Raw genomic sequence first — 17,018 nt, 5'->3', positions numbered from 1 at the left:
GGTGCGGGGCGCCGCCCGGCCCCGCGCCCCCGCCGCGCCCCGCGGCCGGGTGGCGGGTGGCTTGAACATCCGGGGGGCGCTGCTCCGAACGGTCCGGGCTTGTCGCTGCGGCCGGGAGGAGCACCTCCCCCTCGAGGCGGCGCGAACCACCGCCCCCTCGTAGTCTGAAAGCTCACAAGTCAACGCTGAACGTAGACGCCGTCCGAAACATCTCATCATCCTCAACCACATGAGCCAACTTCGGCCGTGGCACCGGCACTCGCTCACCTAACCGCGAAGAAGCATCCCAGCAAACAATCAGCACAACTAACGACAACCAAGCCCACACCTGCTCTCGACGCTGACGATCGCGAACCAGCGTTCGCAGGCTCGGGGCGCGTTCATGGATCCAATTGCGAGCAGGCTCACCACCACAAGCCGGAGGCGAACCCGCTCGGATGCGCGGGGTGGCGGGGACGGGGCGTTCGATCATGGCCGTTCTCCAACGCCGGTCAGTGTCGGCGTGGGGCCATTAGCGCTCCAAAGCTCGGACAGACGACCGCTGCCAGGAGGCGTAGCGCGGGCAGATTGTGATTAATTATGGCCCTGCAGCCCCAGCGCAGGCGCGGCGGTACACTAGCGCCGCCATGAAGAAAGTCATCGCCATCGTCGAAGACGAACCCGCCATCCGGGACAACTACGCCGCCGCCTTCACGCGGCATGGTTACTCGGTGCGTACCTACGGCACTCGTAAAGAGGCCATCGAAGCGTTCCGGGGTCGCCTGCCGGATCTGGCGGTCATCGACGTGGGACTGAAAGAGGAACCGGAGGGCGGCTTCGAGTTATGTCGCGAACTGCGTTCCATGTCGGCCGAGTTGCCAATCATTTTCCTCACCGCCCGTGACAGCGAACTCGACGCAGTCTCCGGCTTGCGCCTCGGTGCCGACGACTATCTGACCAAAGACCTCTCGCTCACCCACCTGATCGCTCGCGTGACCGCGCTCTTCCGCCGCATCGAGGCGCTGACGCAGCCGTCGAATCGCGACCAAGTCATCTCGCGCGGCTCGCTGATGATCGACGCGGCTCGGCTGCATGCGACCTGGCAGGATCAACCGCTGGGTCTTACCTTGACCGAGTTCTGGATCGTGCACGCGCTGGCCAAAAATCCCGGTCACGTAAAAAACCGCCAACAACTGATGGACGCCGCCAACGTGGTACTGGACGACAACACCATCACCTCGCACATCAAACGCGTGCGTCGCAAATTCCAAGCCATCGACTCGACGTTCGACAACATCGAGACCATGTATGGCATGGGCTATCGCTGGAAAGAAACCTAACCGAGCCGCCTGTCGCGGATGTCTCTTCGCACCCAGTTGTTGCTGCTCAGTCTGCTTACGCTAATCCTGCCGTGGGCCGGGTGGAAATATGCGCAGCAGATGGAAACGACGCTACGTAGCGGGCAGGAAGCGGCGCTACTGACCACAGCCGATGTGCTTGGCCGTGTAGTAGCGAGCGAGCCCGAATTGCTTTATCGCGCCGGCGAGATGCGCGACACCTTCGATCCCAAGCGCGGCGATTTGTTTGCGCCGCTGCTACCGACCCAACCGTTGATCGATGGCTTCGCCGATGAGTGGCCGCAGCCGTCGCGACCGGTGCCCGGGTTCGATGAGGGCCAACCGAACCAGCCACTGCTGCGTCTCGGGGTGCACGGTCGGTCCATGCACATGTACGCGGAAATCAAAACGCCGCGACGTGCGTATGAAATCCCGACCGGCGATGAAATTGTCCCCGAGCGTGGCTCGGATCGGTTGATCGTTCTGACTCGCGACGAGTTCAGTCGCGAACGCGCCTGGTCGATCAGCGCGCTGGCACCGGGCCCCATCGTCGTTCGGCCTTGTGACATCGGCTCACCTTGGCGACCCCACAGTGAAGACATGCCGTACATCACCGGCGTGTGGCGAGAAACCGCAACGGGTTACGCCATCGAGCTGCGCGGTCCGCTGAATCTGTTCGGCACGCAGGTGGCGGTGTACGCGATCGAAAAAGACAACGCGACCATCGCCAGCACGCACGGCCTCGCCCTGCTCCACACGGGCTCCGAAGCTCTGAAACAACGGCTGGAGCAGTACGCGCCGGAAGGTGTGCGCGTTTCTGTCGTCGACGTGAACGGCTGGTTGCTCGCTCGAGCAGGCGCAGTCTCCGCGACCGCATCGTCGACGTATCCCGGGCTGCAACGGGATGAATACGGCTTCATGCGTTCGGTGTATCGCGGTTTGTTTCCTAGCAGCTCAGTGCCAGCGCAATCGTATGGCTTGCCGTACGGCATGTGGGGCGCGCCGGTGGACAAAGCTCGCGAAGGCAGCAACTCGGCGATCTGGTTCGATCAAGCCGGCGGCGAGCCGTCACTGGTCCGTGCTGCCGTACCGGTGCGTTACGGCGATCAGCTGCTTGGCGCTCTGGTGGTCGAGCAGCCTGGCGAGCAACTCGTGTTGGTCCGTGAGCTGGCACTCACGCGTCTGCTGAATCTCACCTTGGTAGCAACGCTATTCGCCATCGTCGTGTCGCTGGTATTCGCCGCTCGACTGTCACATCGCATTCGACGACTGAGTCGTGCCGCCACGACGGCACTGACGGCGGAAGGTCGCATCGAGCACAGCATTCCCGGTACGCACGCGAAGGATGAGCTTGGCGCGTTAGCTCGCAGCTACGACACCCTGCTCGGCCGCGTGAAGGAATACACGCTTTATCTGCAAACGTTGGGGACGAAGCTGTCGCACGAGCTGCGCACGCCGCTGACCATCGTCAGCTCGTCACTCGACAATCTGGTGTCTGAAGAAACATTGCCACCGAACGCGCAGAGTTATGTGGATCGAGCCCGCAGCGGCACGAATCGCATGCACGCCATCCTCACCGCGCTGAGTGAGGCAACGCGCGTCGAGCAAAGCATCGAGCACACCGACCGCGTGCGCTTCGATCTGGGCGACTTGGTCCGCAATATGGGTCAGGCCTATCGTCAGACCTTCGCCCAGCATCGCATCGAGACGCGGATCCCGAGCGAGGCCTGCATGATCGACGGCTCGCCCGACCTGATCGCGCAGCTGCTCGACAAGCTGATGGACAACGCCGCGGACTTCACGCCAGCCGACGGGCGAATCGTGCTGGCACTCGATGTCGAACCGCGCGACTACCGGCTCAGTGTCAGCAACGAGGGCCCGCCACTGCCGCCGCAGCTGAACGACCGGCTGTTCGAGTCGCTGGTCAGCAGCCGCGGCAGCTCGGATGGCAAGCCGCACCTCGGACTTGGGCTATATATCGTGCGACTGATAGCCGACTTCCACGGCAGTAGCGTCAACGCAACGAACCTGCCCGACGACAGCGGCGTAGTGATCGCCCTGGAAATTCCAAGGACTTAGCGAAATGGCGCGTAGTCGCACGGCTACAGGGCTATTCAGCGTCGACTTTCCTTACAGGCTATCGCTGCCACCCCTGCAAAAAGTAGTTGCGTTAGCGCGACGAATAGGACTAAGTTCCTGTCCCAGAACGCAGCGCACGCTAGACGGCATGTGGCTTGCTTCGGATAGGTCCAACGGCGCTCTTCCGGGAGCGACGAGATGGCAGAGAAGCGGGGATGGCACCGCGAGGGGAGTGGGATCGAATCACAAGCGACAGGGACGCGCAGCCTTCCGTCCTGGCAATAGCCAGGCGAGGCGAGAGCAAAGTAAGGGTTGAGCGACAGAAGCGACGTTTCCAGATTTAGCCGACGCCACCGAACAACTCGAAGACTCGTCGACTCGGAAACGAAAAGCCCCGCAAATGCGGGGCTTTTTTTTATGCGACCGATCGGACGTCCCTGTCACGACGGGTCGCGCTCCTGAGCAAAAAGCGTGGTTTTTGCTCGGAGCCGCCGCCAAGGCGGCGGGGTACATCCTGTACCCGGCAAGAGGGTACGCTTTAGCTTTTAGCTCTGGCTGTCACTTCTGCTTCCAGGCCCCGTCCTTGTCCTGGTAGTACCAGCCGCCGGCGGCTTTGCTGGACCAGCGTTCGGCGAAGGTGGTGCGGATGTCCATTTCCCATTCCGGGTGGCCGTTGGCAGTGGCGATTTCTCGGTACAGGTTGGCGCGGTCGGCGTTCTCGTCGGCAACCAGTTTGCGCGTGGAATTGCGCTCCGGCAGTGGCACCAGGTTCTGATCGCGCACTTCCACCAAGCCGTCGCGCGTCAGACCGACTGCGCCGGAGTCGTAGTACTTCTTCAGCTTCGCGTGCCGCTCTTCCATGGACTGGGTGAGCTGGCGAATCGCCGGCGTCGACACGTTCAGGTCGGCCTGCGCTGCGTGCGCGCTGGGCACCAGCAACTCCAACACTGAATGCGCAGCTGCCAACAGCATGTCGCCGGACTGCGCAGGCACGGCGCCGCGCTTGTCGTCGCTCTTGGCCGGCGCACCTTGCCCACCCCAAATGTCGTCGATGATCTTGTCGGCGGCCTTCTCGGCGGCGGCGGCCGGGAAATAAACATTGATGGTGACGCAGGCGGCCACGAATAGGCACGCAGCCAGACACAGCACGGTACCGAGTTTGTAAGAGGCGGAACGCATCGTGAAGCTCCTTGGAATCGAACCGGAATTACAGTCGGCCGCGCGCGAGCCGTCAATCAGTTAGCGCACCACGGGCCCCTCGCTTTCGGTCACCAACAGCAACTGCTGCACCAGGCGTGGCCAATCCACGCGCCGCGAGCTGCCGATGACATCGATGCGCGGTAACCCTTTACCTTTCACCAAGTAGTAATTGCCGTTAGCGGCGGGCGCCACCCCGTCCATGACACACACTTCGTTGTGCAGCCGGCAAGAAATACCCAAGCGATCGTAGTTGAAGTCGTCGAAAAAGCGCATCACGCCGCCTGACAGCGCAGCGGTCACACCGGCGCCACCGCCACCGATACTGCCAATGTTTTCCACCGCGCGTTGACTGATGCGATGACGCGAGCGGTCACCCACCGGCGTGTAGAGCCGCGCATCGAACGCCACTGGCGTCCAATTGAACAACTGCAGTCCATTGATCGCGCCCGACAGTCGACCGGTAATGCGCCCGAACGAGAACGCGCTGGTCATGGGCTCCAGATCCAGATTCTCCAGCGCGATGCTCGAATAGAAGCGCGGCCATTGGCCGAACGGCTGCTCGAGACGCAGATCGCTGATGGTCACGTCGCCGTTGAACACCTGTGCGCGCAGTGTCGTACCGAGCGTGATGATGCCTTCACGCATGCGCAGCTTGGAAATCACGCCACCCACTCGCCCGCCGAACTCGGGCCAGCCGAATGCCTTGCTCAGCTGCTGCACGCTGATGGGTTGCAAGGTTGCGTCGATCAGGAAGGCGACCGACGGCAGCCCGGCATTGCGCACCCGAAACGTTTCCAGATCGATGGCGCCATCCAGCAGCGGAATTTTTGCGGGCTGGAGCAAGCGAAACTGTCGGCCGCTGGTCGTGAAGTTCAACTCACTCGCGCCGAGCGCCAGACCGAGCAGCGCTCCGCCCTGCCACTTCAACTGCGACGGCTGAACATTCGCAGCGCGCGTCGGCTGCGCTTCGTCATCCTCATCCGCTTCGCTGGACGCCTCGCCCAGCCAATGCCAATGACCACTCAGCGCAGAAAGATTCAGATTGCCAGTACCATCGTCGACGGTCACATCGCTGATGCGCAGCTCGATGGCTCTCGGCTCGCCGTCGCTCATCGACAGCTTGCCGCTGAGGCTGCCGGCGGTTTGCAGCGACTTGAAGCTGGTGTCGATCAGCAGCGGCTGCAAATAGCTTTCGTAGGCGCCGGGGAATTGCAGCGTCGTCAGTTCGAGTTCGAAATCACGCAGCGGTTGTTCGAGATCGAGCTGCAACTTGCCGGTTCCCGAGGCTTGCGCGACATCGGCATGATCGAGCGTGAAGCGATCCAGCGTTAACGAGTTGCCGCCGATGAGCTTGCCCTGCGCGCGCATCGACATCGCATGCGCAGACAGATCGACAAAGATCGGCTGCACGAACGCTTGCCCTTGTGACGACTGAACCGCGACATCGAACTGCCAGCCGTCCTTGAGGCCGCGCAACGTACCCTGCACGTGTAAAGACAGTTTGTCGCTGGCCAGGCTGCCTTCCTCATTGTTCGCAGTAACGTCGAGCAGCGAGCCGTCGATCTTGGCTTCGCGAACGTTGGCGTCCGAGCCGCGTGCGGTGAGCGTAAGATCCGCTACTCCAGTGGCGCTCACCGGCGGCAACGGTGCTTTGAAATCTGCCGCTAACTTGAGCAGCTGCTCGATGGAAACGCGTTGGAGCTCAGTCTTGGCACTCCAGCCCGCGTCTCGCAGCGACGCTTGCAGAGCCACGTGACCCTCGCCGACCCGCAATCCTTGCAACGACACGTCGAGCGAACCGTCGCGTCTTCCATAGCTCAGCTTGGCATCGAAGGCCTGTTTACCCAGAGCCGGCACATCGGCAAGCACTCGCGCCTTGGCGCATGCGATGACATCGTCACGCAGATCGAGAGAGGGACAGTCGATGCGCACGTTGGTGAGCGTCTGCGAGAGCGCTGGCACATGGAGTCGACCGACTCGTGCGCGCACCAGGGCGTTCTTTTCCGGTAAGCCTAGATCGACGACCACATCGCTCGCGGTCCAACCATCGCCCGCGACTTGCTCGATATGCAGCGTCACATCGTCCACGGCACGCACGGCTGTTGCGATGACGACGCCGCCCACGATCGCGGCCATCGCAGCGACTTGCCGGGCACGACTGCCATTCGGTCGCTGTCCTTGGGGTGGGCCGGAGGCGCTGGTCATCGGTGCGATCATGACGAGCCTGATCCAGCTCGCCAAGCGCCACGCCACCCAGCCTCGGTCACGAGTGAATTGACAACGTTGTCACGGCCATGGGATTCTGCTCGGCCAGAATACCGATGAGACAGGGGCGAACAATGATCGACGCACGCGGAAGCGCCGAACTGCGCGGCGCCATAGTAGCCGTATTGCTGGCAGTTGCGCTGTCGGCATGTTCCAAGCGCGAAGCGACCACCGGCGAGACCCAACCCAGTCGCATCACCACCGCCTCCAATGTGCATCCGGAAATCTGGCCGCAAGTGTCGCTGCCGGCATTGGACGATACCGCCATCGAACCGCGCCTGAACGAGTTGTTGAGCGCGCTCAGCGTCGAGGAAAAAGTCGGCCAGATCATCCAAGCCGACGTCGGCAGCGTCACTGCCGAAGACGTGCGTCGCTATCGACTCGGCTCGGTCTTGAACGGCGGCAACTCGGCACCGGGCGGCGACGATCTCGCGCCGGCCAAAGTGTGGCTGGCGGCGGCCGATGCATTTTACGAAGCGTCCATGGACACGCGCGACGGCAAGCATGCGATTCCTATCATGTGGGGCGTCGATGCGGTTCATGGCCACAACAACATCGTCGGCGCCACCTTGTTCCCGCACAACGTCGGCTTGGGCGCGACACGCAATGCCGACCTGATGCGCAAGATCGGCGCGATCACCGCCACCGAGTTGCGCGTCACCGGTCAGGAGTGGACGTTCGCACCGACCATCGCCGTTTCGCAGGACGTCCGCTGGGGCCGAGCTTACGAATCGTATTCTGAAAATCCAACACTGGTGCGCGAGTACGCGCACGCCATCGTGCTCGGCTTGCAAGGCGATCCGGGCAAGGCGGACTTTCTGCGCGGCAATCATGTCATCGCCACGGCCAAACATTTTCTGGCCGACGGCGGTACGTTCGAAGGTCGGGATCAGGGCGACGCTCGCATCACCGAAGAACAACTGCGTGACCTCCATGCGCCCGGCTATGTCGCAGCGATCAGCGCCGGCGTGCAAGTGGTGATGGCTTCGTTCTCCAGCTGGCAAGGTAAAAAGATTCACGGCCATCACGGCCTGTTGAGCGACGTGCTGAAAGATCGCATGGGCTTCGACGGCTTCGTGGTCGGCGACTGGAACGCGCACGGTCAGGTCGAAGGCTGCACGAATGTGAGCTGTCCGCAGGCCATCAACGCCGGCTTGGACATGTTCATGGCGCCCGATAGTTGGAAGCCGCTATACGACAACACGCTGGCACAAGTGAAGTCGGGCGAGATTCCCATGGCTCGGCTCAACGATGCGGTTAGTCGCATCCTGCGTGTGAAATTGCGCGCCGGTTTGTTCGAAGCCGGCAAACCCTCGAGCCGCGCGCCCGGCGGTAAATTTGAATTGCTAGGCTCAGCCGAGCATCGCGCGGTCGCGCGCCAAGCGGTGCGCGAGTCGTTGGTGTTGTTGAAGAACGCCAACAAGGTATTGCCCTTGAAGCCCAACTCGAAGGTGCTGGTGGCCGGCGACGGCGCCGACAATCTGCCCAAACAAAACGGCGGTTGGACCTTGACCTGGCAAGGCACCGGCATCAGCAACAAGAACTTCCCCAAGGCCGAGACCATCTTTGCCGGCATTCGCTCGGCGGTGACTGCCAGCGGCGGTTCGGCCCAGTTGAGTGTGGACGGCAAGTACACGCGTAAACCCGATGTCGCGATCGTGGTGTTCGGCGAGGATCCGTACGCCGAGTTCCAAGGTGACATTGCAACGTTGCAGTACCGGCCGGGCGATAACAAAGATCTGCAGCTGTTGCAGCAACTGCGCGCCGAGCAGATTCCGGTGATCGCTTTGTTTCTGTCGGGCCGGCCGCTGTGGGTCAACGCTCATTTGAATGCTTCGGATGCCTTCGTGGCTGCATGGCTGCCGGGCTCCGAAGGCGGCGGCATCGCCGACGTGTTGTTCACCAAGAAAGACGGTTCGGTGAATTACGATTTCAAAGGCAAGCTGCCGTTTGCCTGGCCGCGCACGCCGCTGAAGTTCAACAGCGAAGGCGCACCGGAAGCGCCGCTATTCGACTACGGCTTCGGCATGACCTACCAGGACACCGCCGATCTGCCGACGTTGTCGGAAGAAGTGCCGACGGCTCCGGCTGGCCAGACTTCCACTCATAGTTATTTCGCGGCAGGCCGCGCCAGCAATGGCTGGCAACTCGCGCTCGGCGACGGAGATGCGGCACGCACCGCCTTGGCCGCCGCAATCGGCGACTCGCCGGGTAGTGTGCTCAACGTGAGCGCCGTCGATCATGCCGCCCAGGAAGATGCCCGGCTGGCGAAGTGGTCCGGGCGCGGACCGGCGACACTGGCCTTGCAGGGCGAAGCACCCATCGACCTACAGCGCGAAGCCAACGGTCAGCTGTCGGTGACTTTCGACTACCGGGTGGATACGGCGCCCACCGCCAAAGTCTTGCTTGGCATTGAATGCGGACCGGGTTGTCGGGGAGACTTGCCGATCGACGCCCAGCTGAAACAGGCGCCCGGCGGCGAATGGCGCCAGCTGAAAATGCCGCTGCATTGTTTCCAGAGCAAGGGCGCCGATTTGCGTAACGTAACCGCGCCGTTCCTGCTCAGCACCGCCGGCAAGCTCGAGCTCGGCATCGCCAACGTGCGGCTGGAGTCGGGCCTGAACGACGCCACCAGTTGCGACTGAAGTTTTTGTTATAAGTGTCCGCAATGACCAAAGCACCGCCCCGCCGGGCGAAAATTCAAGACGTGGCCGAAGCAGCCGGCGTCGCCATCAAAACCGTTTCGCGGGTGTTGAACAATGAGCCGAACGTGCGCGAGGAAACTCGCCAGCGCGTGCTCGCCATCGTCAAGAAGCTCAACTATCACCCGAGTTTGTCGGCACGCAGCCTGGCGGGCCGGCGCTCGTTCCTGATCGGCTTGATCTACGAAAATCCCAGCGCCAACTACATCGTCGACGTGCAACACGGCGCGATGGCCCGCTGTCGCGAAGATCGGTTCCAGTTGCTGATGCATCAGGTCACCGGTCGCGGCGAGGAAATGGAACGCGACGTGATCGGGCTGGTGGATCAAACTCATTTGGATGGTTTGATCGTGACCGCGCCGCTGAGCGAATCGCCGGATCTGATTCGTGCTCTGGATCGCCGCTCGTTGCCGTTCGTGCGCGTGGCACCGAACGACGTCGCCCATCAAACGCCGTATGTAGATATGGACGATGCCGGCGCCTCGCGTGAGATGACGGAATATTTGCTCGGCCTCGGTCATCGTCGCATCGGTTTCATCGTCGGCCATCCCGATCACTTCGCCAGCGGTCAGCGCTTGCTGGGCTACCAAGCCGCGCTCGCCGCGCATGGCGTCGAGTTTCAGGATCGCTATGTGCGTCAGGGGTTTTTCACGTTCGAGTCGGGCATGGAAGCGGCCAAGGAATTGCTGTCGCACGCCGACGCGCCCACCGCCATCTTCGCCAGCAACGACGACATGGCTGCCGGTGTTTTGATGGCCGCGCACGAACTGGGCATCAGTGTTCCTGAACGTTTGTCGGTGGCCGGCTTCGACGACACATACATTGCGAAAACGGTGTGGCCACGGCTGACCACAGTGCATCAGCCCACTTACGACCTGGCCTACACCGCCACCAATCTACTGTTGCAAATGCTACAAACCGGCACCGCTCCACAATCCATGCGGTTGGGGTATCGTCTGGTGTGCCGCGCTTCGACGGCTGTCGTTCATCCATGAAGAATGACTCGTTCGATAGGCTCACGCGCCAGAGTGCTAGTCCTGGTGGCGATGGCATTTGCCGTCGCCAGCTGCACCAACTTTTTCTATAACCGTCTCGATACGCTGGCCGCCTGGTACATCCAGGATCTGGTCTCGCTCGATGATGGCCAGCGCAGCGATCTGCGCTCCTGGCTGGAGGGCACGCTGCAATGGCATCGCCGCTCCGAGCTACTGCGCTATTCCAAGTTCGTACGCGATCTCGCCGGCACGGCAGCGCATCCCGGTAACGCGACTACCTACAAAGGCATCGAAGAACAAGTCGAAGGTTTCGGCGCGCGCGTGGTGGAACAAGCAGCACCCGATGCCGCGCGCTTGTTGTTGAGCCTGTCGCCACAACAACTCACCGAATTCGAAACCAACCTCGCCGCCAAATCCAAGGAACGTAACGAGGCGAATCTGAAAGCGCTGGCGGCAGGCAAGTGGCACGAGAAGCGCGCCAAGGACATCGAGAAACAACTCAAGCGCTGGACCGGCGCGGTGACCAAGGAACAGCAACTGTTGATCGCACGGCAGGTCGAGCGTTTCGATTCCACCACGACCGATTGGTTGGAGAGTCAGGCGCACTGGCGTAAATCGATGTTCGGCGCACTCCAGGAACGCTTCACCGCAGGTCAGTCGCCGGCTGCCACCGAGGAGCGTATTCTCACATTGTTACGGACCCCGGAGAGTCAGTGGACTGCCGCTTATCAGACCAAGTCCACGCAGAATCGTAAGCAGTCGCTGGCGGTGCTCGCGGCGCTGGATGCATCGCTGACAGCGGCACAGCGAGCTCATCTGCAGCGCGAGCTGACGACGCTGGCACAACAATTGGAAACAATGACCAAAGAACGCTAAGGAGTTCCCCATGAGCCGTGCTCTGTTGCTGGCCATCTCCATTTCATTGCTGAGCGTCGCGGGTTGTAAGAAGGCTCCGCCTGAACCACCAGCTACCGAACAAGCAGCACCTGCGCCCGCTGCTTCCACGTCGGCGCTCTCTGCTGAAGAAACGGCCGCCATTGCTGCCGCCATCGATAGCACCGACCGCCTGGCTGGCGATAAGGATGAAGATGCGTGGCGCCGACCCAGCGAGGTGCTGACGTTCCTTGAAGTGAAGCCGGGCATGAAAGTAATCGATTATTTTTCTGCCGGCGGTTACTACACGGAGCTGTTGTCGCGAGTGGTCGGCAGTAACGGCCAGGTCGTTGCTTATAACAATGCCGAGTATTTGAAGTTCTCCGGCGAGAAGCCGAATCAGCGTTATGGCAATGGTCGATTGGCGAACGTGGCGCAACTGACCACGCCGCCCGAAGAAGCGCCGTTCGAAGCGAACAGCTTGGACGCTGCGTTGTTCGTGATGTCGTATCACGATCTACATTGGCAGGCTAAAGACGGTTCCTGGCCGAAGACGGATCCGGCGCAGGCGCTGGCCAAACTCGTGCCTGCTTTGAAGCCGGGCGCAGTTGTGGTCGTGATGGATCACGCCGCGGTCGCGGGTGCGGATCCTGCTGTGAGCGTCGATGCGCTTCATCGCATCGACCCAGCCGTGATCAAGCGTGACTTCGAAGCGGCGGGCCTGACGTTCGAGAGCGAGAGTAAAGCGTTCGCCAACGCAGAAGACGATCACAGCAAGCCAGTGTTCGACCCGGCAATCCGGCACAAGACCGATCAGGTGTTGTATCGGTTTAGAAAGAAACCGTAATTATTTTCTTCGCCCTCCGGGCGGGCTGTGACGACACAGAAACAGTGTCGGGGCTAGGCATCGGCCGCGCGGCTGAAGGCTTGGGCTAGTTCTTGTTGTTTGCGCGGTGGCACGGGGTCGTAGTGGCTCAGTTCCATCGTGTAAGCGCCTTCGCCGCCGGTGAGCGATTTGATGCGCGCCTGATAGTCATTGATCTCAGCTAACGGCACCAGCGCACTGATTCGAGTGCGCTGGTTCGCCAATGCATGACTGCCGCTCACCCGGCCTCGGCGTGTCGCCAGATCACCGGTGATGTCGCCAGTCGACGCACTGGGCGACGTCACTTCGATACGCACCAGCGGCTCGAGCACGATCGGCGCCGCCTCTTCAACGGCATTCAAAAACGCCCGACGACCGGCGGCAATGAAAGCAACTTCTTTCGAATCCACCGGATGATGTTTGCCGTCGTGAACGATGACTCGAATATCTTGTAACGGAAAGCCCGCCACTGCACCTTCGCTCAACGCCTGACGCACGCCCTTCTCCACCGCGGGAATGTATTGCGAAGGAATCACTCCGCCAACCACTTCGTCGACGAACTCGAAACCCTCACCGCGCGCCAACGGCTCGACTCGCAAATAAACCTCACCGAACTGCCCCGCGCCGCCGGTTTGTTTCTTGTGACGATGATGACCTTCCGCCGGCCGCGTGATGGTCTCGCGATAAGGAATGCTGGGCATCTTGGTCTTGCAGCCCACCCCATAGCGATCCTTCATACGATCCAGCAGCACACGCAGATGCAAATCTCCCATGCCGTACAGCACGGTCTCATTCATGCCGGCTTGATGTTCGATACGTACGCCTGGATCTTCGGCCACCAGCTTATGCAACGCGTCGGATAGTTTTTGTTCTTCGCCGCGTCGCTCCGGCTCGATCGCAATGCCGGCCATGGCGGGCGGCAGGGTGATGGACTTCAAGTGATAATGATCTTGGTCGTGAGAATCGTGCAGGACCGCGTCGAAATGCATCTCGTCCACTTTCGGGACGGCACAGATGTCGCCGGGGATGGCCTGCGGTATTTCGTAATGTTCCTTGCCTTGCAAGCGATACAGGTGGGCCACCTTGAACGGCTTGCGCGCATCGCCGATGAACAGCTGCGCACCGGAGCGCACCGTGCCCTGATGCACGCGAAAAATTCCGAGCCGGCCGACGAACGGATCGATGTTCACTTTGCACACATGCGCAATCACATGCTGATTCGGATCCGGCGCAACGCGGACACGCTCGGCACCTTCGCCTTCGCCGCGTAGAAAGGGCGGCGGATTGCCCTCCATGGGATTCGGCATCAGGCGCGCAAAAATATTCAGCAGTTCCTTGATGCCGGCACCGGTCTCGGCCGACACGAAACACACCGGCACCAGATGCCCTTCGCGCAGCGCGCGTTCAAAAGGGTCGTGCAGTTGCTCCGGGGACAGTTCTTCGCCCTGTTCCAGATACAGCGCCATCAACTCCTCATCGACCTCCACCACCTGATCGATGATTTCGGTGTGGGCGCTTTCCACCGAGGAGAAGTCCGGACGCTGCACGGCATCCGGACCGGGGTCGAAAAAACAGTCGACCACCGCCTTGCCGCCCTGCGCCGGCAGATTCAGCGGTAAACATTCGCGCCCGAACAATTCCTTGAGCTGGGCCAGCACCGCTTCGGGCCGCGCATCCTTGGCGTCGATCTTGTTCACGATCACCAGCCGGCACAGTTCGCGGTCCCGGGCAAAATCCATCATTCGCTGGGTGACCGGCTCGATGCCATTGACGGCACTGACCACCACGGCGGCGGTTTCCACCGCTTCCAGCACCGTCAGGGCGCGGCCGGCGAAATCCGGGTAGCCCGGAGTGTCGAACAGATGGATGTGGCGATCAGCTACCGGAAAATGCACCAGTGCCGCGTCCAGCGAGTGGCGCAGCTGCTTTTCCTGGGGGTCGAAGTCACAAGTGGTGGTGCCGCGTTCCAGGCTACCCCGGTTGCGGATCACGCCGGCTTCCAGCAGCAGGCTCTCGGTAAGCAAGGTTTTACCGGCGCCCGCCTGGCCGACCAGCGCGATATTGCGAATGTCCGAGGTCGAATGAGCTCCAAGGGACATGGCCGCACCTCCGCAACCACCGTTTAGTGGCGCTTTGTGTCGCTTAACCTGATATTGAGACTCAGCATACTCCTCAATGGGCTATTAAGAAGTGCTCAGCCTATTGGAGCCGTGGCGCCCTACGCTTAACCTACACGCCTTGAACTAACTACTCATTTCGCTTCCTCATGAGCAAGCGCGCACTGATCGTCGACGATTCCCGTTCCGCGCGCGTCATTTTGAGCCGCATGCTGGAAGGGTACGGCCTGGAAGTAGACACCCAGGAGTCGGCCGAAACGGCCCTGGAATTCCTGCGCCAGGCGCGGCCGGACGTGATCTTCATGGATCATTTGATGCCCGGCATGGACGGCTTCCAAGCCATTCAGGCCATCAAGGGCAACCCGGACACCGCCACCATTCCGGTGATCATGTACACCTCGCAGGAAGGCGAGCTGTACATCAGCCAGGCGCGCGCGCTGGGCGCCGTCGGGGTCCTGCCAAAAACGGTGAAGCACGCCGATGTCTCCCGGGTGCTGTATCAGCTGCGCTTGCTGCCGGAACGGCGCGAACCCCGGGTGGCGGCGGTCCCGACCAGTCACCACGAAAGCGCGGCGGCGGTGCAGATCGAACCGGTCCGCCCGGCCGGCGATGTCGAAAGCTTGATTCGTAATGCCGTGGCACCGCTGCTCAAGGAGCAGAGCGCAGAAATTCGGCGCTTCGTGCTGGCCAGCCTCGAAGGCTTCACGCGCCGTATCGGGACGGAAGGCCGGCCGCCGACCGTGCCGGTAGCGACCACGGCTCCCGTCATCACCGCCACGACCACCGAAACGCCGACGGCTATCGAGACCCAGACCGTGGTCGTGCGTCAGAACCGGTGGCCGCTGGTGGCCAGCGTCGCAGCCATCGCGCTGATTCCGACTCTGGTGCTGGCGCTGTTCTATACCAAGGAACTGGAGACCACCAAGGCGCTGCGGGGCGCAGTCAGCACCTTGCAAGCGACCATCGATGGTCAGCAGACCCAGCTCACCACGCTGCAAAAGAGCATTCAGTCCAACCAGGCCGCCGCTGCTGCCGTCGCGCCCAAGCCCGATAACGTCACGTCGGAAACCGTGCCGTACGGTGAGGCACCGCTCGCCGGCGCCCGGCTCGAACGGTTGCGCGACATGCTCGCTCAGCTGCGAGCCAACGGTTTCCGCGGCAAAGTGAAAGTCGCCACCTTCGTCGGCGAGTTCTGTCTGACCGGCAATGGCATCGAAGGCTATTCCATGGCCACCGATGATCTGCCGGTGAAGCGTTGCGACCTGGTGGGCAATCCTTTCGAGGACAGTTTGCCGACAGCGCAGCGTCAATCGCTGGGCTTCGCCAATCTGCTGTCCTCGTTGCGCCAGGACGCCAGCGGCGTGACGGTCGAAGTCGCGCATGAAGGCCGTCGCGCCAGCGTGCCGTATCCCACTGCCGATCAACTCGTGCGCGTCACCGCAGGCGAATGGAATCGCATAGCCGCCCAGAACAATCGCGTGGAATTCGCGACTCAACCGGCCGGCTCATGAGCGCGTACCCTCGCCACGGACGTTGCTGCTAGAGGGGTCCATGTCGCCGCCCTGGATGCTTTATGGTGCCAACGGCTATACGGGCGAGCTGATCGCGCGTGAGGCGGTTGCTCGCGGCATGAAGCCGGTGCTGGCCGGCCGTTCCAAACAAAAAATCGCCAAGCTGGCGGCCGAACTTAACTGCCCGAGCGCAGTGTTCGATCTCGAAGATCACACGGCGCTGTGTGCCACCCTGTCGCAAGTCGCGGCCGTGCTCCATTGCGCCGGTCCGTTTTCGCAAACCGCCGCGTCGGTGATGCAAGCGTGCCTGGCGACGCATGTTCATTATCTGGATATCACCGGCGAGATCGACGTGTTCGAACTGGCCGCCAGCGTGCATGACAAAGCGGTGCGCTCCGGCATCGTGCTGTGCCCCGGCGTCGGCTTCGATGTCGTGCCTACCGACTGCCTGGCCGCGCGACTCAAGGAAGCCCTGCCGGATGCCACACATCTCGCGCTGGGTTTCGACAGTCGCGCCGGCTTGAGCAAAGGCACCGCCAAAACCGCGATCGAATCGGCCGGCAAAGGTTCGTGTGTGCGAATCGACGGCCGGCTGACCACCGAAAAGCTCGGCTCACGCACTCGTCGCATCGATTTCGGCGCCGGCGAGAAGCTGGCGGTGAGCATTCCGTGGGGCGATGTCAGCACGGCGTATTACACGACCGGCATTCCCAATATCGAGGTGTACACGGCCAGCTCCCAGAAATCCGTCGACGGCATGCGTCGCGCGAACCTGGTGCGGCCGCTGCTCCGGCAGCGCTGGGTGCGTGAGTTGGTGAAATTCAGTGCCCAGCGGCGCATTACGCCGCCCGATAAAACCCAGCGCGACAACAACCCCACCCACCTGTGGGGCGAGGCCAGGAATGCCGCGGGCGAAGTGAGAACCGCCCGGCTGCGCACCGCCAACGGTTACTCGCTGACGGTGCATGCGGCGCTCGGCATTCTCGACCCGGTGCTGAATCGAGCTTGCAACCCGGGCTTCAGCACTCCAAGCTTTCTGGTTGGTGCGGACTTTGTCAGCACCTTGCCAGGCTCGTCCACGATCCGTATCGACTC

The 17,018-nt window shown here is 61.9% G+C and carries 11 protein-coding genes; 8 read left to right on the top strand and 3 right to left on the bottom strand.

From position 1 onward, the window contains the following. The first annotated feature begins 626 nt into the window (after window positions 1-626). The gene (gene pdsR / locus JNL55_RS06405; RefSeq protein WP_293850894.1) at window positions 627-1,319 is read left to right on the top strand and encodes a proteobacterial dedicated sortase system response regulator; all 693 of its coding nucleotides are present in this window, start codon (window positions 627-629) and stop codon (window positions 1,317-1,319) included. An 18-nt stretch (window positions 1,320-1,337) separates the two neighbouring features. Then, window positions 1,338-3,395, top strand: coding sequence for an ATP-binding protein (locus tag JNL55_RS06400; RefSeq protein WP_293850891.1), 2,058 nt, complete (start codon window positions 1,338-1,340; stop codon window positions 3,393-3,395). Window positions 3,396-3,953: 558 nt separating this feature from the next. On the opposite strand, the gene JNL55_RS06395 is transcribed toward JNL55_RS06400, so the two are convergent. After that, window positions 3,954-4,574 carry a YdbL family protein gene (locus tag JNL55_RS06395; RefSeq protein WP_293850889.1) on the bottom strand — a complete coding sequence of 207 codons (621 nt, stop codon included), beginning with the start codon at window positions 4,572-4,574 and terminating at the stop codon, window positions 3,954-3,956. 60 nt (window positions 4,575-4,634) lie between these two features. Next, a complete protein-coding gene (locus JNL55_RS06390) occupies window positions 4,635-6,812 on the bottom strand; it encodes a hypothetical protein (RefSeq protein ID WP_293850887.1) in 2,178 nt (725 codons plus the stop codon). Window positions 6,813-6,934: 122 nt separating this feature from the next. On the opposite strand from JNL55_RS06390, the gene JNL55_RS06385 reads away from it, so the two are divergent. From JNL55_RS06385 to JNL55_RS06370, 4 genes are read left to right on the top strand one after another with little or no spacing between them, the layout of a single operon-like run. After that, the gene (locus JNL55_RS06385) at window positions 6,935-9,505 is read left to right on the top strand and encodes a glycoside hydrolase family 3 protein (RefSeq protein WP_293850885.1); all 2,571 of its coding nucleotides are present in this window, start codon (window positions 6,935-6,937) and stop codon (window positions 9,503-9,505) included. A 23-nt stretch (window positions 9,506-9,528) separates the two neighbouring features. Further along, entirely contained in the window at window positions 9,529-10,557 is a 1,029-nt protein-coding gene (locus JNL55_RS06380; protein WP_293850883.1) for a LacI family DNA-binding transcriptional regulator, read from the top strand. A gap of 3 nt (window positions 10,558-10,560) precedes the next feature. Next, window positions 10,561-11,433 (top strand): DUF6279 family lipoprotein, encoded by an 873-nt coding sequence (locus JNL55_RS06375; protein ID WP_293850880.1) that lies wholly within the window; start codon window positions 10,561-10,563, stop codon window positions 11,431-11,433. 10 nt (window positions 11,434-11,443) lie between these two features. Then, on the top strand, window positions 11,444-12,277 hold the full coding sequence (locus JNL55_RS06370; protein ID WP_293850878.1) for a class I SAM-dependent methyltransferase: 834 nt from the start codon (window positions 11,444-11,446) through the stop codon (window positions 12,275-12,277). A gap of 53 nt (window positions 12,278-12,330) precedes the next feature. On the opposite strand, the gene fusA is transcribed toward JNL55_RS06370, so the two are convergent. Further along, complete coding sequence (gene fusA / locus JNL55_RS06365) at window positions 12,331-14,394, bottom strand: elongation factor G (protein WP_293850875.1); 2,064 nt, start codon at window positions 14,392-14,394, stop codon at window positions 12,331-12,333. 167 nt (window positions 14,395-14,561) lie between these two features. Here fusA and JNL55_RS06360 point away from each other — a divergent pair, with 167 nt between their 5' ends. Further along, window positions 14,562-15,923: a response regulator gene (locus JNL55_RS06360; RefSeq protein ID WP_293850872.1), complete on the top strand. Its 1,362-nt coding sequence runs from the start codon at window positions 14,562-14,564 to the stop codon at window positions 15,921-15,923. A gap of 40 nt (window positions 15,924-15,963) precedes the next feature. Then, on the top strand, window positions 15,964-17,018 hold a 1,055-nt coding region (locus JNL55_RS06355), incomplete at its 3' end, for a saccharopine dehydrogenase family protein (protein ID WP_293850869.1).

This window comes from Steroidobacter sp., from assembly GCF_016790065.1.
Lineage (GTDB): Bacteria > Pseudomonadota > Gammaproteobacteria > Steroidobacterales > Steroidobacteraceae > Steroidobacter.
Note: the sequence above shows the minus strand (reverse complement) of the source record. Positions and strands in the feature narration are given on the sequence as shown.